Source organism: Streptomyces sp. JLBJ103, assembly GCF_058215575.1.
Window position 1 is genome coordinate 6,314,915 of record NZ_CM177089.1, and the last position, 24,395, is coordinate 6,339,309.

Here is a 24,395-nt window from a genome sequence, read left to right on the forward strand (position 1 = left end):
GTCACCGGCTCCCGCGGTGTGGTGCGTTGCCCGCTATCAGATAGCGGGTGGCTCCCCGTGCGGCGACAAATCCGGGGAATGGCACCGCTGTTCTCGAGATCAGTTCGCCGGATCGCCCTGCACTATGCTGCGAGAACAGAACGGTCAGTGCGCGACGGAATGCTCTCACCGGAAGGCCGGAATGCCCCTCAGCGATCGGTGGCGGTTTCCCGCGGCACTGCTGGACACCACCATGGACCAGCTCCGCACACTGCTCGCGGTTCACGAGGCGGGCACCGCGCTGGGCGCCGCCCGGCTGCTGGGGCGGGAGCAGTCCAGTGTGCAGAAACAACTCGACACCCTGAACCGGAACTTCGGGACGCTGTGCGGGGAGCCGCTGGTGGTGAAGCGGGGGCGGAGTCAGAACGTGCTCTTCACCCCGACCGGGGAGAGTCTGGTCGACCTCGCGCGCGGCACGCTGAAGGACTGGCAGGAGGGGGTGCACGACTGCCGTCGCCGGCTCGGCAGCCGTCTTGTCGTCGGCTCGACCCGCTACACCCTCGGATTCCTGCTGAACGCGGTGGAGTTGGTGACCGAGGACTTCGAGCGCCGGGGGGTCGAGCTCAAGGTCGAGCACGTCCGCACCCGCGATCTGCTGGAGCGGCTGGACTCCAAGGAGCTGGATCTGGTCTGCGGCAGTGTGCTGACCCGCGCGGGCCACGACGGGCGGCTCGACGGCTTCGAGGTGATGGAGTGGCGGCGCAGCGGTCTCTCGCTGGTCACCAATCTTGACCCGGAGGAGCTGCCGGGGCCCTCGATGCCGGTGGGGCGGCTGCCGGAGCTGCCGCTCGCGGTCTCGGCCGACGGGCTGATACCCGGCTTTCTGCGCGGCTGGTTCGGCGGGCGCTACCGCCAGGAGTTGCATATCGCGGCGGAGATCGACACCGTGCAGTACGGTCTTGAGCTGCTGGCCTCGGGGGTGCTGCGCGGCTGTGTGCTGGTCACCCAGGGGATCGGGGACGCGGTCGCCGACGGACGGCTCCAGGCCGGTGCCGGGCTGCGGACGCTGGAGCTGGAGGACGACGTCGGGCCGGAGCTGGAGGTGCTGGTCGGGGTGTTCGTCCGGGCCGGGGAGCGGGCCGCGCAGGACGAGGTCCATCCGCTGAACGTCCTGTGGAGCGCGCTCGCCGGGGAGAACGCCCGGTGGCGCCGGGTGATGCGCAAGGACCGGCCGGAGAAGACCGGGCTGTAGGGCCCGTCGGGGGTTTCCGCCCGGCCCGACCGGCCTTGGCGGGATCGTTCCATGACATCTCTTCGATGGCGGTGGCGCCCCTTCCGTTCAACATACCGACTGGTTAGTCTGCCGATGCAGTCGAGCGTGTCGAGCCTGTTGAACTGATCCGAAGGAGCGTTGCGATCGTGGATGCCGTGCGTGGAGCCCGTGTTGTGGTCACCGGAGCGGGCGGAGGCATCGGCGCCGCGCTGGCCCGCCGGTTCGCCGCCGAGGGTGCCCGGGTGGTGGTGAACGATCTCGACGCCGCCAAGGCCGCGTCCGTGGCCGGGGAGATCGGCGGGATCTCCGTCCCCGGCGACGCCTCCGGTGTGGTGCCCGAGGCGCGCGAGGCGCTCGGCGGAACCATCGACATCTTCTGTGCCAATGCCGGGGTGGGGCACTCCGGCGGTCCCGAGGCCGACGAACTGCTGTGGGAGCGGTCCTGGGACGTCAATGTGATGGCTCATGTCCGGGCGGCCCGTGCGCTGCTGCCCGAATGGCTGGAGCGGGGCAGCGGGCGGTTCGTGGCCACCGTGTCCGCGGCCGGGCTGCTCACCATGGTGGGCTCGGCGCCGTACAGCGTCACCAAGCACGCCGCGCTCTCGTTCGCCGAATGGCTTTCGGCCACCTATCGCCATCGCGGGATCTCTGTCCACGCCGTCTGCCCGCAGGGTGTGCGCACCGACATGCTGGACGCCACCGGTGACGCGGGCGAACTGGTGCTGGTGCCCACAGCGATCGAGCCGGAGGAGGTCGCCGACGCCGTGCTGAAGGGCATCGCCGATGAGCGGTTCCTGGTCCTTCCGCACCCCGAAGTGGCTCGCTATTACGCTGCTCGGGCCACCGACACCGACCGGTGGCTCAACGGCGTCAACCGGATGCAGCGCACGCTCGAGGAGCAGCGTGCGGCCGGTCAGCCCGTCGGCTGAGCCGCTCCCGGCCGCTTCGTCCCGTTCTGCCCAGGCCGTTATCTCCCCTTCCGTACCGTCCTGTTCCGTCCCCCGGAATTTTCGCTCCGTTCCGTCGCCACCCCTCTCCGCACCACCACCCTCTTTCACGACAGGGGCCGCTTCCCCATGACCACGTATCAGGACCAGCCCTGGCTTTCCCAGCTCACCCCGAAACAGCGTGAACCGTTCACCCCGCGGCCGAGCGTGCTGCACGCCTTCCGCGACGCCGTGCGCACCGCCCCCGACCATCCGGCGCTGGTCTACTTCGACGGGCGGCTGAGCTACCGGGAGGCCGACGAACTCTCCGACGGTGTCGCGGGGCATCTCGCCGGACGCGGCTTCCGCCCCGGTGACCGGCTCGCGATCATGCTCCAGAACACCCCGCAGTTCGTCCTGGCGCTGCTCGGAGCCTGGAAGGCGGGCGGTGCGGTGGTTCCGGTCAACCCCATGTACAAGGGGGCCGAACTGCGGCATGTGCTGGCGGACGCCGAGGTGACCGCCCTGGTCTGCTCCCGCCACGCCTGGGAGGGTTACGTCCGGGAGACCGCCGCCGCCTCCCCGGTGCGCATCGCGCTGACCGCCGACGCCCATGACCTCCAGTCGCGTGACGACGAGCGGGTGCTGCGCGACGGGCGGATAGCCGTGCCCGAGGACACCCGGGACCTGCTCGCGGTCGCGCGCGAGGCCGCCCGCCCGCCGGCCGTCCCCGCCCCGGGCCGCGATGACACCGCGCTGATCAGCTACACCTCCGGGACCAGCGGCACCCCCAAGGGTGCGATCAACACCCATGGCAATATCGCCTACAACGCCGACCGGCAGCACCGCCTGCATGAGCTTCCCCCGGGCTCGACGATCTTCGCGTTGGCACCGCTGTTCCACATCACCGGTATGGTCTGCCAGCTCTCCGCCTGTATCTCGGGTGCCGGAACCCTCGCGCTCGCCCACCGCTTCGAGACCGGTGTGGTCCTCGACGCCTTCGCCGAGCACCGCCCCCGCTACACCGTCGGCCCCTCCACCGCCTTCATGGCGCTGATGGCCCATCCCCAGGCCACTCGCGACCACTTCTCGTCCTTCCGGATCGTCTCCTCCGGCGGCGCTCCGCTGCCGCCCGCGCTGGTCGAACGGTTCCAGTCCACCCTGGGTCCGTATCTGCACAACGGCTACGGGCTCACCGAGTGCACCGCGCCGTGCGCCAGCGTCCCGCCCGGCGTCCGGGCCCCGGTCGACCCGGTCTCCGGAACCCTCGCCGTCGGGGTCCCCGGTGCGGACACCGTCGTCCGTATCGTGGATGACGAGGGCAATGACCTGCCCTTCGGTGAACCCGGCGAGATCGTCGTGCGCGGCCCCATGGTGGTACCCGGCTACTGGCGTCACCCCGAGGCGACCGCGGCCGCCCTCCCCGACGGCGAACTGCGCACCGGCGACATCGGCTTCATGAACTCCGACGGCTGGCTCTTCGTCGTGGACCGCAAGAAGGACATGATCAGCGCATCCGGCTTCAAGGTGTGGCCGCGCGAGGTCGAGGACGTGCTCTACACGCACCCCGCGGTGCGCGAGGCGGCCGTCGTGGGCAAGCCCGACGCGTACCGGGGAGAGACCGTCAAGGCGTATGTGAGCCTGCGACCGGGGGCCGCCGCCACACCGGGGGAGCTGTCCGCCTACTGTGCGGAACGGCTCGCGGCGTACAAGTACCCCCGTGAGGTGGACATCCTGCCCGAGCTGCCGAAGACGACGAGTGGCAAGATCCTCCGACGGGAACTGCGAGGATAAGAGAGATCGGAGTGGCGACGATGGCCAGGACGACGGACAGTGACGGACAGCCGGTGCCGCAGCGGCTGCTGGCCGCTGCCACCCGCCTCTTCGCGGAGCAGGGCTTCGACCGGACGTCCGTCCAGGAGATCGTCGAGGCGGCGGGCGTCACCAAGGGCGCGCTCTACCACTACTTCGGCTCCAAGGACGATCTGCTCCATGAGATCTACGGCCGGGTGCTGCGGCTCCAGCAGGAGCGGCTGGACGCCTTCGCGGACGCGGACGCCCCGGTGGAGCGGCGGCTGCGGGACGCGGCGGCCGACGTGGTGGTCACCACCATCGAGAACCTGGACGACGCCACCATCTTCTTCCGGTCCATGCACCACCTCAGCCCGGAGAAGCACAAGCAGGTGCGCGCCGAGCGCCGCCGCTACCACGAGCGGTTCCGCGCCCTGATCGAGGAGGGCCAGCAGTCCGGGGTGTTCAGCTCGGACACCCCGGCCGACCTGGTGGTGGACTACCACTTCGGCTCCGTCCACCATCTGGGCACCTGGTACCGCCCCGGCGGAGCCCTCAGCCCCCAGCAGGTCGCCGACCATCTGGCGGATCTGCTGCTGCGCGCGCTGCGCCCCTGAGCCGCCGTACCGTGCTGGGGGCGCCCGTTCGATGAACGGGCGCCCCCAGGCCCTGTCCTGCCGATCTTCGCGGGCCCGCGACGCCTGGCACCGCACCTCGCCGCGTTGTCGGGATCTTCCCAGTACGCCCAGTACGGGGACGACCCTCCTGCGATCCTCCCCCAGCTACCGCTGGGAGGTGCCCCCTCACCAGACGCCGCGGGCTGATCCACGAAGATCGACAGGACAGGACCTAGCCGTATGTGCGCTACCGGTACGTCCTCAGCTCCGGTACTTCCTCAGCTCCCGCCGGGCCAGCGACCGCTGGTGCACCTCGTCCGGGCCGTCCGCGAGCCGCAGCGTCCGCGCCGCCGCCCACAACTCGGCCAGCGGGAAGTCCTGGCTGACCCCGCCCGCGCCGTGCAGCTGTACCGCCCGGTCCAGGATGTCCACCACCGCGCGCGGAGTGGCGATCTTGATGGCCTGGATCTCGGTGTGGGCCTCGCGGTTGCCGACCGTGTCCATCAGCCAGGCCGTCTTCAGCACCAGCAGCCGCAGCTGCTCCACCGCCACCCGCGCGTCCGCGATCCACTCGTGGACCTGGCCCTGCCGGGCCAGCGTGGTCCCGAAGGCGGTACGGGTCAGGGCCCGGCGGCACATCAGCTCGATACCGCGCTCGGCCATCCCGATCAGCCGCATGCAGTGGTGGATACGGCCGGGGCCGAGCCGGGCCTGCGCGATGGCGAACCCGCCGCCCTCCTCGCCGATGAGGTGGGACGCCGGGACCCGGACGCGGTCGAAGACCACCTCGGCATGGCCACCGTGGTAGTGGTCCTCATAGCCGTAGACCCGCATCGCGCGCCGGACCTCGACCCCCGGGGTGTCCCGCGGCACCAGCACCATCGACTGCTGGCGGCGCACATCGGCGCCCTCCGGATCGGTCTTGCCCATCACGATGAAGATCTTGCAGTCCGGGTTCATCGCCCCGGAGATGTACCACTTGCGGCCGCTGATGACGTAGTCGTCGCCGTCGCGCTCGATCCGGGTCTCGATGTTGGTCGCGTCGGACGAGGCGACCTCCGGCTCGGTCATCGCGAACGCCGACCGGATCTCGCCCGCGAGCAGCGGCTCCAGCCACTGTTCGCGCTGCCGCTCACTGCCGAACTGGGCCAGCACCTCCATATTGCCGGTGTCCGGGGCGGCGCAGTTCAGGGCGGTGGGCGCCAGTTGGGGGCTGTGACCGGTGATCTCCGCGAGCGGGGCGTACTGGAGATTGGTCAGCCCGGCCCCGTATTCCGCGTCGGGCAGGAAGAGATTCCACAGGCCCTGCTTGCGGGCCTCGGCCTTCAGCTCCTCGACGACGGGCGGGGTGTCCCAGGGGGACGCGAGCGCGGCACGCTGCTCCTCGGCGACCGCCTCGGCCGGATGGACATGCTCGGCCATGAAGGCGAGCAACTTGGCCCGGAGCTCTTCGGTACGGGCGTCGAATGCGAAGTCCATGACGTCTCAGCTCTCCTGGAGGGTGGTCAGGCCGTGGTCGATGAAGCCCGGGACGATGTCGCCGATACGGTCGAAGCCCGCGCCGACGGTCTGTCCGAGGGTGAAGCGGTAGTGGATGCCCTCGAGGATCACCGCCAGCTTGAAGTAGGCGAAGGCGGTGTACCAGGCGACGCCGCTGACGTCCCGCCCCGAGCCCTCGGCGTACCGCCGCACCAGTTCGTCGGTGCCCGGGTGGCCCGGGGCACCCGAGGTGCTGGAGACCGGGGAGTCGGGGAGGGCCGGATGGGTGCTGTACATCACGATCAGACCGAGGTCGGTCAGCGGATCGCCGAGGGTGGACATCTCCCAGTCGAGAATCGCCTTGATCCGGTCGTCGGCACCGACCAGGACGTTGTCCAGCCGGTAGTCGCCGTGCACCACGGTGGGCGCGGGGGAGGCGGGCAGCGCCTTGCCGAGCCGGGTGTGCAGCTCGTCGATCCCGGGCAGGTCACGGCTGCGCGAGGCGGTCAGCTGCTTGCCCCAGCGGCGCAGCTGCCGTTCCAGGAAGCCCTCCGGCCGCCCGAAGTCCCCGAGCCCCACCTCGGCCGGGTCCACCGAGTGCAGCGCCACCAGCGTGTCCACCAGGGACAGCACCACGCCCCGGGTGCGCTCCGGGCCGATCGCGGTGAGCTGTTCGGCGGTGCGGTACGGGGTGCCCTCGACGAACTCCATGACGTAGAACGGCGACCCGATGACCGACGCGTCCTCGCACAGCAGCACCGGCTCCGGCACCGGAACGCTGGTCGGGTGCAGCGCGCTGATCACTCGGTGCTCGCGCCCCATGTCGTGTGCGGTGGCCAGCACATGGCCCAGCGGCGGGCGGCGGACCACCCAGCGGGAGACGCCGTCGGTGACGGTGTAGGTGAGATTCGACCGGCCTCCTTCGATCAGCTCGGCGCTCAGCGGCCCGCGCACCAGCCCCGCCCGCTCGCGGTCGAGATGGGCGCGGAGCCGTTCGAGATCGAGCCCTGGGGGGTTGCCTGCGTTCATCGAATCTCTGCCTCCGGGGGAGAACGGGCGAACGGTTCCGACCATGATGCGGACCATGATGCCGACCAGTCGGTATGTAGTCCAGTGCGGTACGGCGATGGGCGCCGGTTTGCGCGGAGGCGGCGGGAGAAGGAGCGTCGAAGGGAGGCCACCGCGACGCGGTCGTGTCGTACGGACGTCGTGTCGTACGGCCCCGCCCGATGGACCTGCCGTACGGGCACGGCTGAGACGCCGCTGACGCGCTGCGCACGGGCGAACCGCAGGGCCAAGGGCCGACTGCGCACGGGCACCACAGGGCCACCTCGGGGAACGCAAGGAGCCGCCACCATGAAGGCCATCACCTACCGCCGCTACGGCGGCCCCGAGGTCCTCGACTACGGCGAGGTCCCTGACCCCAAGGTCGGCCCCGACAGCGTGCTGATCCGGGTCCGGGCCGCCGCCGTGAACCCCGTCGACTGGAAGGCCCAGGCCGGATACCTGGACCCGGTCCTGGACGCCGTCTTCCCCGTCATTCCCGGCTGGGACGTCGCGGGAGTGGTGGAGCGGCCGGGCCCCGCGGTGACGGAGTTCCGGCCGGGTGACGAGGTGATCGGATATGTCCGGGAGGACTTCCTCTCCCGGGGCACCTTCGCCGAGTACGTGGCCGCGCCCCTGCGCACACTCGCCCGCAAACCCCGCAATCTGTCCTTCGCCCAGGCCGCGGGCATCCCGCTGGCCGGGCTGACGGCGTACCAGGCGCTGACCGGGGCGCTGCGGGTCACCGAGGGCGACAGCGTCCTGGTGCACGCGGCCGCGGGCGGGGTCGGCTCGATGGCGGTCCAGCTCGCGCGGCACATGGGCGCGCGGGTCATCGGCACGGCGAGCCAGCGCAACCACGACTATCTGCGCACGCTGGGCGCGGAGCCCGTCGTCTACGGGGACGGGCTCGCCGACCGGGTGCGGGAGCTGCTGCCGCGCGGGGTGGACGCGGCACTGGACCTGGTCGGCGGCCAGGCGCTCACCACCTCCGCGGAACTCCTGGCCCGCGGCGGACGGCTCGCCTCGATCGCCGACCCGGAGGTGCTGGGCCTCGGCGGCCGCTACGTCTTCGTCCGCCCCGACCCCAACGACCTCCAGGACCTGACCGACCTCGCCGAACGCGGCGCCCTCGGAGTGGAACTCGCCGCCGTCCTCCCCCTCCCGAGAACAGCGGAGGCCCAGCGCCTCAGCGCCGAGGGCCACACCCGAGGCAAGATCGTCATCACGATCGACTAGGCCCTGTCCTGCCGATCTTCGCGGGCCCGCGACGCCTGGCACCGCGCCTCGCCGCGTTGTCGGGATCATCCGAGTACGCCCAGTACGAGGACGACCCTCCGCCTTGCAATCCACGGCACCAGACGCCGCGGGCTGATCCACGAAGATCGACAGGACAGGACCTAAACGCTCCGCGGGAAGTGTGACGCGAGGTGCGGTCATGCGTCTGCGGCCGCGTCGTGGCTGGTCGCCCACGCGGCGGAGCCGCACATCGACACAGCCGCGGCGGAGCCGCACATCGACACAGCCCCGCGCCCCTTCGGGGCGCACCCGAACCGCACCGCGGGCCCGGCCGCCGGCGCACCGCACGGGTTTGCCGGGCGGCAAGGCCCCGTGGCCGTCCATGACGGCAAGGCGGGGCCCACGGCGCCCCGCGCCCGGACATACGGCGCAGCCGTATCGCTCTGGCGGCGGTACGGGCGCGGGGGCGTCCACCCCGGACTCGGGCTTCCACGGCGCGACGCGTGGAGGCGGCTCCGACGCGCGGTGGCGCCGAACCACCGTCCCGTCATGGCGGGTGCGGGCCCGGCCCGCGTGCTGTGCTGTGTGCGCGGGTTTGCCGGGCGGCAGGGCCCTGTAGCCGTCGCTGACGGCGGAGCGGGGCCCCGCGCTCGGGCGTTCGGGGTCGCCCCGTGTGCGGGGGCGTCCCGCGAGCAGGGGCGTGGGACCGCCGCGGCGGGGCCGGGAAGCGGGCCCATGGCGCTCGCCGTCGTACGCGCCCAGTCGTACGGCGGCAGCGCTCAGCGGAGGGTCGCCGCGCCGAAGAGGGCCATCGCCAATACGCAGGCGACCGCGACCACGGCCGCCCGCGGGGACAGTGCGGGCGGCCGTGGTACGTGCATGGTCCGGATGCGGCGATGTGCCACGCCCAGGAAGGTCAGCCAGGCCAAGACGGTCAGGGCCAGGCCGAGCAGGGGGATCGGACCGGTACCGGAGGCCAGGGTCTGGCGTCCGGCGAGCGAGGCGGCCACCGCGCATGCGAGCGTCGTACGCCGCCAGGCCAGCCGGGTGCGCTCCGGCTGGAGCCCCGGGTCCCGCGCCCCGTTCCCGACCGGTCCTTTCCCTTCCGGCACCGGCTCACACACCCCAGCCGAAGGCGGCCACCAGCACCATGCCCAGAGCGACCACCCCGACGGCCAGCGCCAGCGCCACCGGAAAACGTGAGCTGGGCAGATCCTCACCGCGGCGCATGGCGCGTTCACAGCGAATCCAGTGGTTGATCGCCCGCAGGGCGCACAGCGCGCCGCCCGCGAGCAGGACCAGGGACAGCGCCAGCCGCAGCGGGCGGGTGGTGTCGGTCAGGAACTGGTCGACCGCGAAACCGCCGCCCACCAGCGCCATCGCCGTCCGTAGCCAGGCCAGGAAGGTGCGCTCGTTGGCGAGCGAGAAGCGGTAGTCGGGGGTACCGCCCTCCTCGCGGAGGCGTTCGGGCGCGAACCAGAGCCGTACCGCCGAGAGCCCGCTCCTCGGCGGGCGGGGGCCGGTCACGGGACGAGCCCCTCGCGGCGCAGCTCCAGCAGCCGCCGGTACGCTTCCAGCCCGTCCGGCACCCACTCCCACTCCGGCAGCCGGCGGGTCAGCTCCTCCTCGGTGAGAAAGGCGTGCCAGGCGATCTCCTCCGCCTGCGGCGTGACGGGCGGCTCGCAGCGCACTTGGTAGACCCGGCTCCACCAGGTGTGCTCGGGCGTCTCGTAGAGGAAGGAGAACAGCGGTTCGGGCGTGGGCAGTTCGGTGACGCCCAGCTCCTCCTGCGCCTCGCGCAGCGCCGCGTCGTCGTAGTTCTCGCCCGCGCCGACCACTCCGCCGACGAACATGTCGTAGTGCGACGGGAAGACGATCTTCTGCGGGGTGCGCCGGTGGACGAAGATCCGGCCCCGGGCGTCCCGCGCCAGTACGAAGACACAGCGGTGGCGCAGCCGGTTGGCCATGGCATCGGCGCGCCGGGCCTGGCCCACCACGTGGTCTTGTTCGTCCACGATGTCCAGCAGCTCGTCGGCGGACATTGGCTCGTCGGCGAGCGGCCCGTCGGGGGACAGCGGCTCTTGATCAGGCATGTCGCCATACAAGCAGATGGTGGGCGGTCAGCGCCCGTGGCCACCGCCCCAGCCGCCCGGCTCGCCCTGGCCGTTCCCGTACCCGTTGCCATGGCCGTTGCCGCCGCCGTCGTACCGGTGCTTGCCGTGGCCCTGACCCTGGCCCTGGCCGCCGTTGTGCTGCTCGGCGTACGCGTGGGCCCAGCGGCGCAGCTGCTCCGCACCGTCCTGCCAGTCGCCGGAGTGGCCGGACCCCCGTGACGGCCGGGCCTGCCGGGACGCGGCGGAGTGCCCCTGTCCGGAGGAGGAGCCGGGCCCGTGCGCCGATATGTCGGACGGCGGTGCGCCGACCCGGTCCGCCGCGGCCTGAGCGGGCGGCTCCGCACGCGAGCCGCGCAGCGGGGTGTCGCCGACCGCCGACTCACCGAGCGAGGAGGTGTGCGCGTCGGGCCGGTCGGGGGCGGACGAGGAGGTGTCCGGCGCGGCGGTGGGCTGCCGGGCGTCCTTGCCCATGAGCAGGAAGAGTGCGGTGGCGGCGCCGGTCGCCGACAGCAGGATGGCCCCGGCCGCGGCCTTGCGCCGGTTGTCCACCGGGCGGCGGCGGGCGTGCCGGGGGCCGACCACCTCGCCGCGGAGTACCTGGGGCACATCGTCGGCGCCGGTTCCGGCCGCTTCGACGGGCTGCGGGCCGGGTGTGACCAGGGTCGGATTCACCACGCGACGTTCCGCCGGGTGCGGCGGCCCTGAGTGCTCAACGGGGCGGTCAGCCATGGACGTTGATGATGCCGCCTTGGCCGAATACTGTCCAATCTCGGTGAACGATTGTCACGCTTTGATGTACAAGGCCGTGTCATCCGGGAGTTGGCGGGCCGGAAAGCGCTCCCAACGGCGGGTTGACGGCATACCGGCCGGTAGGAAGGATCGCAGCGACGACACCGTCGGCGGGCCGACCAGAACGGAACACCACCATGGCGTACGACGCGGATGTGATCGTGGTCGGTGCGGGCCTCGCGGGCCTCGCGGCCACCGCGGAACTGGCCGACGCGGGCCGGAAGGTGATCCTGCTCGACCAGGAGCCCGAACAGTCCCTCGGCGGCCAGGCCCACTGGTCCTTCGGCGGCCTCTTCCTCGTCGACTCGCCCGAGCAGCGGCGGCTGCGCATCCGCGACAGCCGGGAACTGGCCTGGCAGGACTGGCTGGGCACGGCCGGGTTCGACCGCGAGGAGGACCACTGGCCGCGCCGCTGGGCCGAGGCGTACGTGGACTTCGCGGCCGGGGAGAAGCGGTCCTGGCTGCACGCCCAGGGGCTGCGGCTGTTCCCGCTCGTCGGCTGGGCCGAGCGCGGCGGCTACGACGCCACCGGGCACGGCAACTCCGTACCCCGCTTCCACATCACCTGGGGCACCGGACCCGGGGTGGTCGCCCCCTTCGAGCGGCGGGTGCGGGCCGCGGCCGCCCGCGGTCTGGTCGAGCTGCGCTTCCGGCACCGGGTCACCGGACTCGCGCGCAGCGCGGGCGCCGTCGACACCGTCACCGGCGACATCCTGGAACCCAGCGACACCGAACGCGGCACTGCCAGCAGCCGGGAGGTCACCGGCGCCTTCGAGCTGCGCGCCCAGGCGGTGATCGTCACCTCCGGCGGCATCGGCGGCAATCACGACCTGGTACGGGAGAACTGGCCCGAGCGGCTGGGCAGTCCGCCCGAGCGCATGATCTCCGGCGTCCCGGCGCATGTGGACGGCAGGATGCTCGGCGTCACCGAGTCCGCGGGCGGCCGGATCATCAACCGCGACCGGATGTGGCACTACACCGAGGGCATCGAGAACTGGAACCCGATCTGGCCCCGGCACGGCATCAGGATCCTCTCCGGCCCCTCCCCGCTGTGGCTGGACGCCCGCGGCAAACGGCTCCCGGTGCCGCTCTTCCCCGGCTTTGACACCCTCGGCACGCTCGAGCACATCATGCGCACCGGCCATGACCACACCTGGTTCGTGCTCACCCGGAAGATCATCGAGAAGGAGTTCACCCTCTCCGGCTCCGAGCAGAACCCGGATCTGACGGGCAAGAGCGTCCGCGGGGTGTTCGGCCGCGCCGGGGGCGGGGCCCCGGGCCCGGTCCAGGCGTTCATGGACCACGGAGCCGACTTCGTGGTCGAACGCTCGCTGACCGCGCTGGTGCGGCGGATGAACGAGCTGACGAAGGAACCGCTGATCGACGAGGCGGAGCTACGCCGCGAGATCGTCGCCCGGGACCGTGAGATCGCCAACCCCTACACCAAGGACCTCCAGGTCACCGCCGTGCGCGGGGCTCGCCGCTATCTCGTCGACCGCGTCATCCGCACCGCGCCGCCGCACCGGCTGCTCGACCCCAAGGCGGGCCCGCTGATCGCCGTACGGCTGAACATCCTGACCCGTAAGACGCTCGGCGGGCTGGAGACGGATCTGTCCTCGCGGGTGCTGACCGAGGGCGGTGAGCCGCTGCCCGGTGTCTACGCGGCGGGCGAGGTGGCGGGCTTCGGCGGCGGGGGAGTGCACGGCTACCGCGCGCTGGAGGGCACCTTCCTCGGCGGCTGTCTGTTCTCCGGGCGCACCGCGGGCCGGGCGGCGGCCGCCGCGGTGGGGTGACACCCGCCCGGGGGCGCACGGGCCACGGGATCCGGCGGAGGTGCGAAGTCTGACGGCAGTCCTGCGAAGTCCGACGGAAGTCTGACGGAAGTCTGACGGATCCGCGCAGGAGATGGCGCCGGGCCGGGCCCGGTGCTCTTATCGAGGGCATGGATCCCAACACCGGCGACGCCGACCGCACCGGCGCCCCCGTCGGCCGCCGCCTCGTGCTCGGCATGGTCGGGCTGGGCGCGGGCGCGATGGCCGCCGCGCCCTGGCTCCAGGCGCGGCTGGAGACCGCCCTCGGGGCGGTGGCGGAGAACGACCCCACCGGCGTCACCGGTTACCTGCCCAACGGCGGCGGGTTCCGCTACTACTCCGTCACCTCCTCCGTACCGCACAAGGACGCCGGGAACTACCGGCTCACCGTCGGCGGGCTGGTGGACCGGCCCACCCGCTACACGCTGGACGATCTGCGCGCACTGCCACAAGCCCGGGTGGTCCGCGACGTCCAGTGCGTCACCGGCTGGCGGGTGCGGCAGACCCCGTTCGAAGGGGTGCGTCTTTCGGATCTGCTGGACGCGGCCGGGGTCCGGCGGCAGGCCACCGCGGTCCGCTTCACCTGCTTCGACGGCGCGTACAGCGAGAGCCTGACCCTGGACCAGGCGCGCCGCAAGGACGTGCTGGTGGCCCTGCGGATGCGGGACAAGCCGCTCGGCCACTCCCACGGCGGCCCGGTGCGGCTGTATGTGGCGCCGATGTACTTCTACAAGTCGGCGAAGTGGCTCTCCGGTATCACCCTCACCGACGAGGTGGTGCCCGGCTACTGGGAGCGCCGGGGCTATGACGTGGACGCCTGGGTCGGCCGGTCGAACGGACGTGACGATGCGCCCACCGTCTGACACCGCGGCGGAGACCGCCGCCGGGACCGCCGCCCGGCCGCGGCTGCTCCGCTTCACCCCGGCCGAGCGCTGGATCCACCGCGGCACCGCCGTCCTGATGGGCCTGTGCGTGCTCAGCGCGGCCTGTCTGTACCTCCCTCAACTGGCTGAACTGGTGGGCCGCCGGGCGCTGGTCGTCACCGTCCACACCTGGTCCGGCATCCTCACCCCGGCCCCGGTGCTGCTCGGTCTGGTCTCCCGGGCCTTCCGTGCCGACCTGGGCCGCCTCAACCGGTTCGGACCGCATGACCGCCGCTGGCTGCGGGCCGCGCTCCGGCGCGACGCCAGGCCGCAGGAGCGTCCGGCGGGCAAGTTCAACGCCGGGCAGAAGTTGTGGGCGGCGTATCTGGCCGGTGCGGTGCTGGTGATGACGGGCACCGGGGTGCTGATGTGGTTCACCGGTCTGGCCCCGCTGATGTGGCGCACCAGCGCCACCTTCGTCCATGACTGGCTGGCGCTCTTCCTCGGCCTGGTCCTGCTCGGGCACATCGGGAAGGCGCTCGCCGACCCCGAGGCCCGGCGCGGGATGCGCACCGGGCGGGTGGATCCGGAGTGGGCGGCCCGGGAACATCCGCTGTGGCGTCCCGAGAGCCCCGGGCATCCCTTGTCTTCCGCCTCCGCCGAAGAACCACGCTCATGAGGGACGCCCGGCTCTCCTTGGGGGGAGAGCCGGGCGTCGGCGGTGTCGGTCAGAGCGCGCAGACCGCCGCCTCCTTGTCCTCCGCCGACGTGTCCGGTGCGGTGTCCCGCGGCCTGTCCTTCACGATGCTCACCTTGGCGGGCGCACACGGGCTGTCCGACCGCGCGGTGGGCACCGCCGGGGTCGCGGGCCGCCCGCGCCGGCCGCGCAGCACCCCGCCGTACCAGATCACCACCGGCGCCAGGCACAGCGCCAGGGCCAGCGAGGCCCAGGTCCGCATCGCCGCGTGCTCATGGCCCAGGAAGAACGAGGCGGTCAGCGAGGAGCCGAACACCCCCGCCCACAGCAGATGGATCCGGAAGGTGGTCAGCCGGTCCGGGCTGGAGGAGTCCCCCTTGGGCGTAACCACGAACTTGCTGCCGCGGCGCAGCACCGCGTCGCACAGCGACTTGGCGTAGATCGGGGCGGACAGCGCGGACAGCAGCATGCCGGCCAGTCCGCCGGAGCCCTCCGGCTCGTGCGGGGAGACGTTGTGGCGGCGGTTCCAGATGTACAGCCCGATCTGGAGCATCGCCGCGTCGCTGTAGAGCATCATCCAGATCTCGGCGGGGATGTGCACCCCGGAGGCGCCCAGCATCAGGAACAGGGCGCAGGACAGCGCGGAGAGCACCCAGTTGAGGGCGGTCATCGGGTAGTAGGTGATCATCAGCGTGTAGTTGAGCAGCTTGCCCGGCGAGAGCGAGAACGGGCCCTTCCAGAACTGCTTGAGCACGGTCTCGTAGGTACCCCGGCTCCACCGCAGCTGCTGGGTGAAGAAGTCGGTCCAGGTGCTCGGGCCCTCGCCGACCGCCAGCACATCCGGGGTGTAGACCGAGCGCCACTTCTTCCGCGTCACGGGGTTGCGGTGGCAGTGCATTTCGAAGCCGGTGGCCATGTCCTCGGTGATCGAGTCGTACAGCCCGCCGATGCCGCGCAGCGCGCTGATCCGTACGGCGTTGTTGGTCCCCACGAACATCGGGCCGCCGTAGGCGTTCCCGGCCCGCTGGATCAGCGCGTGGAACAGGAACTGCTGGCTTTCCGCGGCCTTGGTGACCCCGTTGTCGTAGTTGCCGTAGACCTGCGGACCGACGACGAACGCGACATCGGGATCGCGGAAGTAACCGAGCATGCGCTCCAGGAAGTTGGGCAGCGGAACATGATCGGTGTCCACACACGCCATGAATTCATAATCGTCGCCGTGCGCGTCGAGCCAGGCGTTGTAATTCCCGTGCTTTGTCTTCGCCCGGAAACTCCCCTTCGGCTGATTCCATTTCTCGATTCCCTTGCGGGAGAAGTGGTGCACGCCCAGCCGTGCGCACAGCTCCTTGACCTCCGGGTCGTCCCCCTCGTCGAGCAGCCAGACGTCCACCGGTCCGGTGTGCCGGACGCGTACCGCGCCCTCGAGCGTCGCCCGGACCATCGCCAGCGGCTCCTTGCCGGGGACGAAGCTGGTCAGGAACGCCACCTTGGTGCCGGGCTCGGCGACCACCGGCACCGGGTCGCGGGCCACCAGCGTGGCATGGGCGTTGGAGACCACCGTGAACAGCCGGAAGCTCTCGATCAGCGCGATCGAGATCAGCATGACCGTATCCGCCGCCGTCTCCCACACCGTCACATGTTCGCGCTCCACCCAGTGGTCCGGACGCAGCAGCCACAGCAGCAGCAGCGCCGAGCACACCGGCGCCGCGCACAGCAGCAGGGCCGCCCGGAACCGGTGCGGCTCCTGGGCCAGCAGACTGCGGGTGCGCACCCGGTAGGGGCGGTCGGCACGGACTTCCGTCAGCGGACCCGCCAGCTCGCTGTAGCGCTTGTACTCGTACACCGCGGCGGGGCGGTGGTGCGCGGTGCCGGAAGCGGTGCGCGCGGCGGGGGGTGCGGGGTGCGACGCACGATGCGCGGCGGCGGGCGCACCGGCCTGATGACGCTTACGTCTGACGGGGATCTGTGCAGGCATCTGGGCACTCCCGCGGGGGCTCTGTGGAAGGGAATGTCGCGCCGCGATGACCCGGACGTACCACATTCTTCATGTCATCGCGCGAGATGAGAAGGTAACAATCCCATGGAGCGGAACTGTGGACATCGTATTTTCGGCGTGCCCCGTTGACGGTGCGAAAGACATCCACTCCGACGGCCCATCAGCGCGCGTCTTACGTGATTTACATTCCGCTGTCTGGCAGGGTCGGCCCGGAATGGAGTCCGCGGAATACGGAGGATGGGGCGCGGCCGTCCGATGAGAGTTCTGCACATCATCTCCCGCCTCGGCGCGGGTGGCGCGGAGCAGCAACTGAGGCTGCTGCTGCGCCACTTGCCGGTGCGCTGTGACGTCGTCGCCCTCACCGGCCCCGGCGCCACCGCCCACGGCATCCGCGCGGACGGCACTCCCGTCACCCATCTGCCCACGGGCGGGGGTGAGCCCGGATGGAGTGCCCTGCCCTCGCTGGTGCGCACCATCCGCTCCGGCGGCTACGACGTGGTGCACACCCATCTGTACCGGGCCTGTGTGCTGGGCCGGACCGCCGCCCGGCTGGCGGGGGTCCGGGCGGTGGTCGCCACCGAGCACGCCCTGGGGGAGCGGGAGATCGACGGCCGTCCGCTGACCGCCGCCGTCCGCACCCGCTATCTGGCCACCGAGCGGCTGGGTGCGGCGACCGTCGCGGTCTCGGCCGCCGTCGCCGACCGGCTGCGCGAGTGGGGTGTGCCCAACCAGCGCATCCACCTGGTGCCCAACGGGATCGATGCCCGCCACTTCCGCTTCTCGTCCGCCGCCCGCACCGTCGCCCGCGCCCGTCTCGGCATCCCCGAACGGGCCTTTGTGGTGGGCGGGGTGGGGCGGCTGGTCGCCGGCAAGCGCTTCGACACCGCGCTGCGCGCCGTCGCCGAGCTGCCCGGCGCCCGGCTGCTGCTGGTCGGCGAGGGCCCGCAGCGGGCCGCCCTGGAGGACCTGGCGGCCCGGCTCGGGGTGGCCGGACGGGTCCGGCTGCTGGGTGAGCGCGACGGGGCGGTGGCCCCGGCCGACGACCGGCCCGCGGGGTTGCCCGCGCTGCTGTCCGCCATGGATGTGCTGGTCTCGCCGTCCGCCGAGGAGGCGTTCGGCCTCGCCGCCCTGGAGGCGCTGGCCGCCGGGCTGCCGGTGCTGCACACCGTCTGCCCGGCGCTGGACGAACTCCCCGAGGGCGCGGCACCCGGCGCCCGCCGGATCGGCCCCGGTGCGGCCGACCTGACCGAGGGGCTGCGGGAACTCGCCGCGGCGGGGCCGCGGCGGTTCCCGGTGCCGGACGTGGTCGACCGCTATGACATCGCCCGGGGCGCACGGCGGCTGATGGACCTCTACGACCGCACCACCACCTGCGGCCCGGACGGCTGTCTGCGGGTGCCGCCGATCAGCCTGCGGATGCCGCAGCGTGGCGAGCGCGGTGCTCCCGCGGGCTGACGCCCCGTTCGCGTTTGAAGGCGGCGCTGAGCGCGAAGGCGCTGCCGTAGCCGACCCGCCGGGCCACCGAGCCGAGCGTGGCGTCCGGCTCCCGCAGCAGATCGGCGGCGAGCGCCAGCCGCCACCCGGTCAGATACGCCATCGGCGGCTCGCCCACCAGTGTGGTGAAGCGGCGGGCCAGCGCGGCGCGGGAGACGCCCGTCCTGGCGGCGAGCCCGGCCACCGTCCAGGGGTGCGCCGGATGGTTCTGCAACAGCCGCAGCGCGGGGCCCACCACCGGATCGCCCAACGCCCGGTACCAGGCCGGGGCTTCGGCCTCCGGCCGGGAGAACCAGGTCCGCAGCACCGAGATCAGCAGCAGGTCGAGCAGCCGGTCCAGGACCGCCTCCTGCCCCGGCTCATCCTTGACGATCTCCTCCGCCAGCCAGGGCATCAGCGGACAGTCCCACTGCTCCCCGGGCACCACCACCAGCGGCGGCAGCGCGGCCGGCAGCCGCCCGCTGATCTCCCCCTCCAGCAGATAGCTGCCGATGAGCATGGTGGCCGAGCCGTCCGGGCTGTTGCCCCAGGTACGGACACCGAGCGCCATCGTCTCGGCCAGGTCCTCGCCCTCGGCCGTCCGGCACACCTCACCGGGCAGGATCCACGCCTGCGGTGCGGTGGCCGGATCGTCGGCCACCGTGTACGGGTCCGGGCCGCGCGCGATCGCCACGTCCCCAGGGCGCAGCCGCAGCGCCGACCCGGTGTCCGGCACCACCCATGCCTCGCCGCGCGCCATGGTCATCACACACAGCGGGGCGCGGTCCTCGATCCGCACGGACCAGGGCGGCTCCATCACGGCCCGGAGCAGAAAGGCCCCCCGGGCCCGTGGTCCGTCGAGCAGACTCGCCAGTGCGTCCATGGCCGCAAGCGTAGACGCTGACGTATGGAGCTGAGCTTGAGAGCCATGGCCCGTCTCATGCGGCGGCAGTTGACTGTCCGTATGACACAGAGCAGCGATATGCAGAGCGATGAGACGCAGAGCACGGCGGCCATTGGCGGGCCCGTGCTGGTGCTCGGCGGCACCGGCAAGACCGGCCGCCGGGTGGCGCGGGCGCTGAGCCGTTCCGGAGTGCCGGTGCGGATCGGCTCCCGCTCCGGCGAGGTGCGCTTCGACTGGGAGGACCGCGCCACCTGGGCACCCGCGCTGCGCGGTGCGGCCGCCGCCTACCTCGCCTACTACCCGGACATCGGCGCCCCGGGGGCCGCCGCCGTCATCCGAGCCTTCGCCGAGGAGGCCGTCGCGGGCGGGGTACGGCGGCTGGTGCTGCTGTCGGCCCGCGGCGAGGACGCGGCGCTGCCCGCCGAGCGGGCGGTGGCGGTGCCCGGCGCCGAGTGGACCGTCATCCGGGCCAGTTGGTTCTTCCAGAACTTCGACGAGGGCTTCCTGCGGGACGGGGTGCTCGGCGGAGAGATCGTCTTCCCCGCCGGGGACGTCAAGGAGCCGTTCGTGGACGCCGAGGACATCGCCGAGGTCGCGGCCGCGGCCCTGACCCGGGACGGCCACGCCGGCCGGATCTACGAGGTCACCGGGGGACGGCTGCTGACCTTCGCCGAGGCGGCGGCGGAGCTCGCGGCCGCCACCGGCCGCGCGGTGCGCTATGTGCCGGTCTCCGCCGAGGAGTACGGGGCGGCGCTGGCGGAACACGGGCTGCCGGGGGAGCTGGTGGCGTTTCTGACCGAGCTGTTCGCCACCCTGCTGGACGGGCGCAACGCCCAGCCGGCCGACGGGGTACAGCAGGCCCTGGGCCGTGCGCCCCGGGACTTCACCGACTTTGCCCGCGCGGCGGCGGCGCGGGGAGCCTGGGCCGTTTGAGGCCATCCCCGGCACGCCCGGCCTCGGTCGGCGGCGGCCTGGCAACTTCCTGAAGTGATCATTGCCGGGATGCGCGCCGTGCGGATAGACAGGGGTCGGAACCGCTTCCCGGCCGCAAAGGAAGGCGGTTCCCGTGGCGTTCCTCGCCCCTTGACGGAACGTCCGACGGCGGAGGTCCGGCACTCTCCCCCCAGCCGAGCCGGGCCTCCGTCCGTGACCGGGGCAGGAGTGTCAGTCCGCCACCCGCAGCACCAGCTTGCCGCGGGTGCGGCCCTCCTCCAGCCGCCGGTGCGCGTCGGCGGCCCGCTCCAGCGGCAGGACGTCCTCGACCTCGACGGCCACCGCACCGGCGTCGATCAGCTCGGCGATCCGGGTGAGCGCGGGGCCGTCCGGCTCCACCAGGTACGGGAAGGCGCGGAAGCCGCGGGCCTCGGCGCGCTCGATCAGCTCGGGGGAGACACCCGAGGACACCGCCACGATCCGGCCGCCGGGGCGCAGCGTCTCCAGCGAACGGGTGCTGGTGCTGTCGACGCCGTCACCGATCAGGTCGACGACCACATCGACCTCGCGGACCGCCTCCTCGAACCGCACGGCGGTGTAGTCGACCAATTCATCGGCGCCCAGCCCGCGCAGCCAGTCGTGCTTGGCGGCGCGCGCGGTGCCGATCACATGGGCGCCCAGATGCTTGGCGAACTGGACCGCGAAGTGGCCGACACCGCCCGCCGCCGCGTGGATCAGCACCCGCTCACCGGACCGCACACCGGCGGTGTCGGTGAGGATCTGCCACGCGGTCAGCGCGGCCAGCGGCACCGCGGCGGCCTGCTCATGGCTGAGGCTCTTCGGCTTGCGGGCGAACTGCCGGGACGGGGCGGTGACGTACTCGGCATAGCCGCCGGCGGGCCGCGGGAACCACGGCATGCCGTACACCTCGTCCCCCGGCGCCAGGGTGTGCACTCCAAAGCCGGTCTCCTCGACCACACCGGAGACGTCCCAGCCGAGGAGATACGGCGGCTCGCCCAGGATCCCGGCTATACCGCCGCCGGCCCGGGTCTTGTGGTCCACCGGGTTCACCCCCGTGGCCACCACGCGCACCAGCACCTCGGTGGGCAGCGGTTCGGGCCGGGGTACCTCCACCGGGCGCAGCACCTCCGGGCCGCCGAACTCGTCCTGGCTGATGGCACGCATGGAAGGTGATGCGGACACGGGTCCTCCTCGGGGATCACGGACATCTCGGACGTCGTGAGCGACGTCGTGAACAGGGACCCGAAGCTACCCAGCGGCCCGTAGTTACCTGCAAGGGCTACTGCTATCGTTTGGGAAGTATCCACGTCAGTGCCGCGTCAGGAGCGTTCCCATGGCCACCACCTGTGACTCGGGCCGTCATGATCTGCATGATGTCTACGCCGCCCAGTGCCCCTGCCGCGAAGTGCTCGACCTGCTCGCCAACAAGTGGTCCGCGCTGGCGATCGGCGCGATGGAGGACGGGCCGCAGCGGTTCGGAGTGCTCCAGCGGCGGTTGCAGGGGGTGAGCCCCAAGGTGCTCACCCAGACCCTGCGCCGGCTGGAGGACGGCGGTTTCGTGAACCGCACCGTCTATCCGGCCGTCCCGCCGCATGTCGAGTACGAGCTGACCGCACTCGGGCGCAGTGTCTCCGAACCGCTGGGGCAGCTGCGCGGCTGGGTCGAGGAGCATCTCGACGACATCGGCCCGGTCCGCCGCGCGGGCTGAGACCGCGGGGTGCGGGCGTCATGGCACCCGCTGCTCGGTCCAGATGCATTTGCCCGCCGCCGTGTAGCGGGTGCCCCAGCGATGGGACAGGGCCGAGACCAGCTGGAGCCCGCGCCCGCCCTCGTCGGTCTCCGAGGCATGGCGGATCCGCGGGGTGGTCAGACTGCCGTCGGACACTTCGCAGATCAGCCCCTCGCCCCGCAGCAGCCGCAGCTCCACCGGACCTCTGCCATGCCGGATCGCATTGCCGACCAGCTCGCTGACCAGCAGCTCCGCGGTGCTGGTCAGCGGCGCGAGCCCCCAGCGCCGCAGCTGCTCCCGGACATGGTCGCGCGCCTCGCTCGCGGCGACCGGCCCCGGTGAGAGCGGCCAGCCGGCGATGTCCTCCGGGGCGATGGCGTGGGTACGCGCGATCAGCAGCGCCGCGTCGTCCGCCGTGCCCTGCTCCGGCACCAGCTTGGCCAGCACCTCGTCGCACAGCCGCTCCAGCGACGCGCTGTCGCCGCGCCCCCCGTCCCGCCCCGGGCCTGAGACCGGGCCCGAGTCCGAAGGGCCGTAGACGGCGGCGGTCAGCGTCCGCGCCAGATACTCCATCCCCTGTTCCATGTCCCGCGCTGCGGACTCCACCAGACCGTCGGTGAACAGCACCAGCAGACTGCCCTCGGGCAGCGGGACCTCGGTGGTCTCGAACGGCGGCCGGGCCGCGCCCAGCGGTGGATCCGGGGCGTGGCCGGGGAACCGCACCGGCTCCCCGGGGCGGACCACGGCCGGTGGCGGATGCCCGGCCCGGGCATAGGCGCAGGTGGCGGTGACCGGGTCGTACACCGCGTACAGACAGGTGGCGTAGAAACTGTCCCCGAGGTCGCTCACCAGGTCGTTGAGCCGGGTGAGCAGCTCGGCGGGCGGAAACTCCAGATCCGCGAGCGTGTGCACGGCCGTGCGCAGCCGCCCCATGGTGGCCGCCTCGGACAGCCCGTGGCCCATCACATCGCCGATCACCAGCGCCACCCGGGCGCCGGACAGCGCAATCACGTCGTACCAGTCGCCGCCGACCTCGACACCCTCGCTCGCGGGCAGATAGCGGGCGGCGGTGGTGACCGCGTGGACCGGTGGCAGGGCGCGCGGCAGCAGCCCGCGCTGGAGCTCCTTGGCCCGGGTGTGCTCCCTGTCGTAGAGCCGGGCCCGCTCGATGGCCTGCGCCATCAGCCCGCTGAGCGCGCTGAGCAGGGCGCGCTCCTCACCGCTGAGATGGCGCGGTTCGGCGAAGGAGATCACCGAACACCCGATGTCCCGGCCGGAGACGACCAGCGGCAGAAAGGCCCAGGCCGCCTTGCGGGCCGCGAGCGGGCGGTCGGCCTGGGTGGGGTAGCGCCGGTTGAACTCCTCGACCGAGTCGATGAAGACCGGCGCCCGGGTGTGGTACACCTCCCAGATCGGCGAGAGCTCGTCGCCGACCGGGGATCCGTCCATCGCCTCCAGGAACGTCTGCGGATAGCCGACCCCTCCCGCCACCTGGACCAAGCCCCCCTCGATGAGGTGGACGATGAACCCCGCGGCCCTGAACGGCGGCAGCACCCGGTCGGCGACCGCCTTCACCACATCCCGCATCGTCAGCGCCTGGGCCAGCGCACCGGTCAGCTCGCCGATCCGGGCACTGCGCTCGGCCGCGGCGCGCTCGGTGGCGGCGCGCTCCACCTCCCGCGCCCGGCTCTCGGTGATGTCGGCCGCGTAGACCGCGAGCCCGTCCGGCACCGGGACCAGCCGCATGTAGTACCAGCGCTGGTTGGTGGGCCAGCGCACCTCGAACCCGGCCGGGGCGCCGCTGTCGGCGGCCCGGCGGTAGCGCCCCGGGAGGCCCGGTTCGACGGCGTCGATGCCCAGCCGGGTGAAGGTCTCCCACAGGGGCCGGCCCAGCAGTGCGTGCGAGGCGCCGAGCAGCCGCTCCGCCTCCACATTGACGAAGGTGATCCGCCACTGGGCGTCGACCGCGAAGAACGCGTCGCTCATGTGCCACAGCGCCCGGCTGACCGAATCCTGGGCGATCCGGTGCTCGGCGCGGTCCCCGTGCCACGGCTCCGGCGGATGCTCCCGCGGGTCCGGCAGCCGTGGCCCGGTCCACCCGGCGAGCTCCTCGACGGCCGCCCTGCGTCCCGCGGCGGGCTCCTCGGCGGCGGTCAGCACCGACAGCGCCCCGGCCACCGAGCCGTCCGCCCTGACCAGTGGCACCGCCAGCAGCCCTGTCCCGGCGGGCAGCACCGGGCCGCTGCCGTTCTCACCGGGCCGGGCGGCCACCCACACCGGCCGACCGCGGGCCACCGCTCGGGCCGGGGCGGTGGTGCCGTCGGCACTGATCTCCGCCCAGCCCCCGGCGACCGTGCGCACCAGCCCGTGCGCCGCGGTGAGCAGCAGCTTCCGGCTGTCCGGGCCGCGCAGATGCACCATGCCGCCCAGGCCGCCGGACTCCGTCACCGCTTGCTCGAGCACAAAGCTCAGCAGCTCGGCGCCGTGCAACTCCGCACCGGCCTTGACGATCAGACGCAGTCGGGCGGTAGCGGCCTCGTCCAGGGGGATCTGCCCGGCCATGCGCTCACCTCCGGCCGCGGGCGCGCGGGACCGTTCCAGCGCATGCCCGCGTTGTGCTCTCTCCTCCATGTTCCCGGTTATGGGTAGATGAAAGACGAAATATCGCATCGGATCGGTGCCGGATCGACAGCGGCCCACCCGGCCCGGCCCGGGTC

The 24,395-nt window shown here is 72.3% G+C and carries 21 protein-coding genes; 11 read left to right on the forward strand and 10 right to left on the reverse strand.

Annotation, left to right across the window (positions count from 1 at the left end):
• Nucleotides 1-181 precede the first annotated feature (181 nt).
• The 4 genes from AC4BEG_RS27870 to AC4BEG_RS27885 all read left to right on the forward strand — a co-directional run bounded on the left by AC4BEG_RS27870 (nt 182) and on the right by AC4BEG_RS27885 (nt 4,586).
• Nucleotides 182-1,231: a LysR family transcriptional regulator gene (locus AC4BEG_RS27870; protein ID WP_490702474.1), complete on the forward strand. Its 1,050-nt coding sequence runs from the start codon at nt 182-184 to the stop codon at nt 1,229-1,231.
• A gap of 164 nt (nt 1,232-1,395) precedes the next feature.
• Nucleotides 1,396-2,181 carry an SDR family oxidoreductase gene (locus tag AC4BEG_RS27875; RefSeq protein WP_490707229.1) on the forward strand — a complete coding sequence of 262 codons (786 nt, stop codon included), beginning with the start codon at nt 1,396-1,398 and terminating at the stop codon, nt 2,179-2,181.
• Between the two features lie 147 nt (nt 2,182-2,328).
• Nucleotides 2,329-3,972 (forward strand): class I adenylate-forming enzyme family protein, encoded by a 1,644-nt coding sequence (locus AC4BEG_RS27880; RefSeq protein ID WP_490702475.1) that lies wholly within the window; start codon nt 2,329-2,331, stop codon nt 3,970-3,972.
• A 20-nt stretch (nt 3,973-3,992) separates the two neighbouring features.
• The gene (locus AC4BEG_RS27885) at nt 3,993-4,586 is read left to right on the forward strand and encodes a TetR/AcrR family transcriptional regulator (RefSeq protein ID WP_490702476.1); all 594 of its coding nucleotides are present in this window, start codon (nt 3,993-3,995) and stop codon (nt 4,584-4,586) included.
• A 261-nt stretch (nt 4,587-4,847) separates the two neighbouring features.
• On the opposite strand, the gene AC4BEG_RS27890 is transcribed toward AC4BEG_RS27885, so the two are convergent.
• Complete coding sequence (locus AC4BEG_RS27890; RefSeq protein WP_490702477.1) at nt 4,848-6,065, reverse strand: acyl-CoA dehydrogenase family protein; 1,218 nt, start codon at nt 6,063-6,065, stop codon at nt 4,848-4,850.
• 6 nt (nt 6,066-6,071) lie between these two features.
• Complete coding sequence (locus tag AC4BEG_RS27895; RefSeq protein ID WP_490702478.1) at nt 6,072-7,094, reverse strand: phosphotransferase family protein; 1,023 nt, start codon at nt 7,092-7,094, stop codon at nt 6,072-6,074.
• 327 nt (nt 7,095-7,421) lie between these two features.
• Here AC4BEG_RS27895 and AC4BEG_RS27900 point away from each other — a divergent pair, with 327 nt between their 5' ends.
• Entirely contained in the window at nt 7,422-8,348 is a 927-nt protein-coding gene (locus AC4BEG_RS27900) for an NADP-dependent oxidoreductase (RefSeq protein WP_490702479.1), read from the forward strand.
• Nucleotides 8,349-9,127: 779 nt separating this feature from the next.
• Here the strand turns inward: AC4BEG_RS27900 and AC4BEG_RS27905 are convergent.
• Genes AC4BEG_RS27905 through AC4BEG_RS27920 form a run of 4 tightly spaced genes read right to left on the reverse strand, consistent with a single transcriptional unit; the run spans nt 9,128 to nt 11,137 of the window.
• Complete coding sequence (locus AC4BEG_RS27905) at nt 9,128-9,460, reverse strand: DUF202 domain-containing protein (protein ID WP_490702480.1); 333 nt, start codon at nt 9,458-9,460, stop codon at nt 9,128-9,130.
• A 4-nt stretch (nt 9,461-9,464) separates the two neighbouring features.
• Complete coding sequence (locus AC4BEG_RS27910; protein WP_490702481.1) at nt 9,465-9,875, reverse strand: YidH family protein; 411 nt, start codon at nt 9,873-9,875, stop codon at nt 9,465-9,467.
• Nucleotides 9,872-10,441, reverse strand: a complete 570-nt coding sequence (locus tag AC4BEG_RS27915; protein WP_490702482.1) for an NUDIX hydrolase — start codon at nt 10,439-10,441, stop codon at nt 9,872-9,874. Before AC4BEG_RS27915 ends, AC4BEG_RS27910 begins: the two co-directional genes overlap by 4 nt.
• A gap of 27 nt (nt 10,442-10,468) precedes the next feature.
• Nucleotides 10,469-11,137, reverse strand: coding sequence for a hypothetical protein (locus AC4BEG_RS27920; protein WP_490702483.1), 669 nt, complete (start codon nt 11,135-11,137; stop codon nt 10,469-10,471).
• 251 nt (nt 11,138-11,388) lie between these two features.
• On the opposite strand from AC4BEG_RS27920, the gene AC4BEG_RS27925 reads away from it, so the two are divergent.
• The 3 genes from AC4BEG_RS27925 (at nt 11,389) to AC4BEG_RS27935 (ending at nt 14,604) form a co-directional block, all read left to right on the forward strand.
• A complete protein-coding gene (locus tag AC4BEG_RS27925) occupies nt 11,389-13,044 on the forward strand; it encodes an FAD-binding dehydrogenase (RefSeq protein ID WP_490702484.1) in 1,656 nt (551 codons plus the stop codon).
• A 149-nt stretch (nt 13,045-13,193) separates the two neighbouring features.
• Nucleotides 13,194-13,925, forward strand: coding sequence for a molybdopterin-dependent oxidoreductase (locus tag AC4BEG_RS27930; protein ID WP_490702485.1), 732 nt, complete (start codon nt 13,194-13,196; stop codon nt 13,923-13,925).
• The gene (locus AC4BEG_RS27935) at nt 13,909-14,604 is read left to right on the forward strand and encodes a cytochrome b/b6 domain-containing protein (protein WP_490702486.1); all 696 of its coding nucleotides are present in this window, start codon (nt 13,909-13,911) and stop codon (nt 14,602-14,604) included. Before AC4BEG_RS27930 ends, AC4BEG_RS27935 begins: the two co-directional genes overlap by 17 nt.
• A 49-nt stretch (nt 14,605-14,653) precedes the next feature.
• Here the strand turns inward: AC4BEG_RS27935 and AC4BEG_RS27940 are convergent, their stop codons facing one another.
• Nucleotides 14,654-16,597, reverse strand: a complete 1,944-nt coding sequence (locus AC4BEG_RS27940) for a glycosyltransferase family 2 protein (protein WP_490702487.1) — start codon at nt 16,595-16,597, stop codon at nt 14,654-14,656.
• Nucleotides 16,598-16,873: 276 nt separating this feature from the next.
• Between AC4BEG_RS27940 and AC4BEG_RS27945 the strand changes: the two genes are divergently transcribed.
• Nucleotides 16,874-18,073, forward strand: coding sequence for a glycosyltransferase (locus AC4BEG_RS27945; protein WP_490702488.1), 1,200 nt, complete (start codon nt 16,874-16,876; stop codon nt 18,071-18,073).
• Here AC4BEG_RS27945 and AC4BEG_RS27950 read toward each other — a convergent pair.
• Nucleotides 18,024-18,974 carry an AraC family transcriptional regulator gene (locus AC4BEG_RS27950; protein ID WP_490702489.1) on the reverse strand — a complete coding sequence of 317 codons (951 nt, stop codon included), beginning with the start codon at nt 18,972-18,974 and terminating at the stop codon, nt 18,024-18,026. The genes AC4BEG_RS27945 and AC4BEG_RS27950 overlap by 50 nt on opposite strands.
• A 99-nt stretch (nt 18,975-19,073) precedes the next feature.
• Here AC4BEG_RS27950 and AC4BEG_RS27955 point away from each other — a divergent pair, with 99 nt between their 5' ends.
• Nucleotides 19,074-19,928, forward strand: coding sequence for a Rossmann-fold NAD(P)-binding domain-containing protein (locus AC4BEG_RS27955; protein WP_490707230.1), 855 nt, complete (start codon nt 19,074-19,076; stop codon nt 19,926-19,928).
• 231 nt (nt 19,929-20,159) lie between these two features.
• Here the strand turns inward: AC4BEG_RS27955 and AC4BEG_RS27960 are convergent, their stop codons facing one another.
• Nucleotides 20,160-21,113: an NADP-dependent oxidoreductase gene (locus AC4BEG_RS27960; RefSeq protein WP_490707231.1), complete on the reverse strand. Its 954-nt coding sequence runs from the start codon at nt 21,111-21,113 to the stop codon at nt 20,160-20,162.
• A 169-nt stretch (nt 21,114-21,282) separates the two neighbouring features.
• On the opposite strand from AC4BEG_RS27960, the gene AC4BEG_RS27965 reads away from it, so the two are divergent.
• Nucleotides 21,283-21,657 carry a winged helix-turn-helix transcriptional regulator gene (locus AC4BEG_RS27965; protein WP_490702490.1) on the forward strand — a complete coding sequence of 125 codons (375 nt, stop codon included), beginning with the start codon at nt 21,283-21,285 and terminating at the stop codon, nt 21,655-21,657.
• 18 nt (nt 21,658-21,675) lie between these two features.
• On the opposite strand, the gene AC4BEG_RS27970 is transcribed toward AC4BEG_RS27965, so the two are convergent.
• Nucleotides 21,676-24,240: an ATP-binding SpoIIE family protein phosphatase gene (locus tag AC4BEG_RS27970; RefSeq protein WP_490702491.1), complete on the reverse strand. Its 2,565-nt coding sequence runs from the start codon at nt 24,238-24,240 to the stop codon at nt 21,676-21,678.
• Nucleotides 24,241-24,395: the final 155 nt, after the last annotated feature.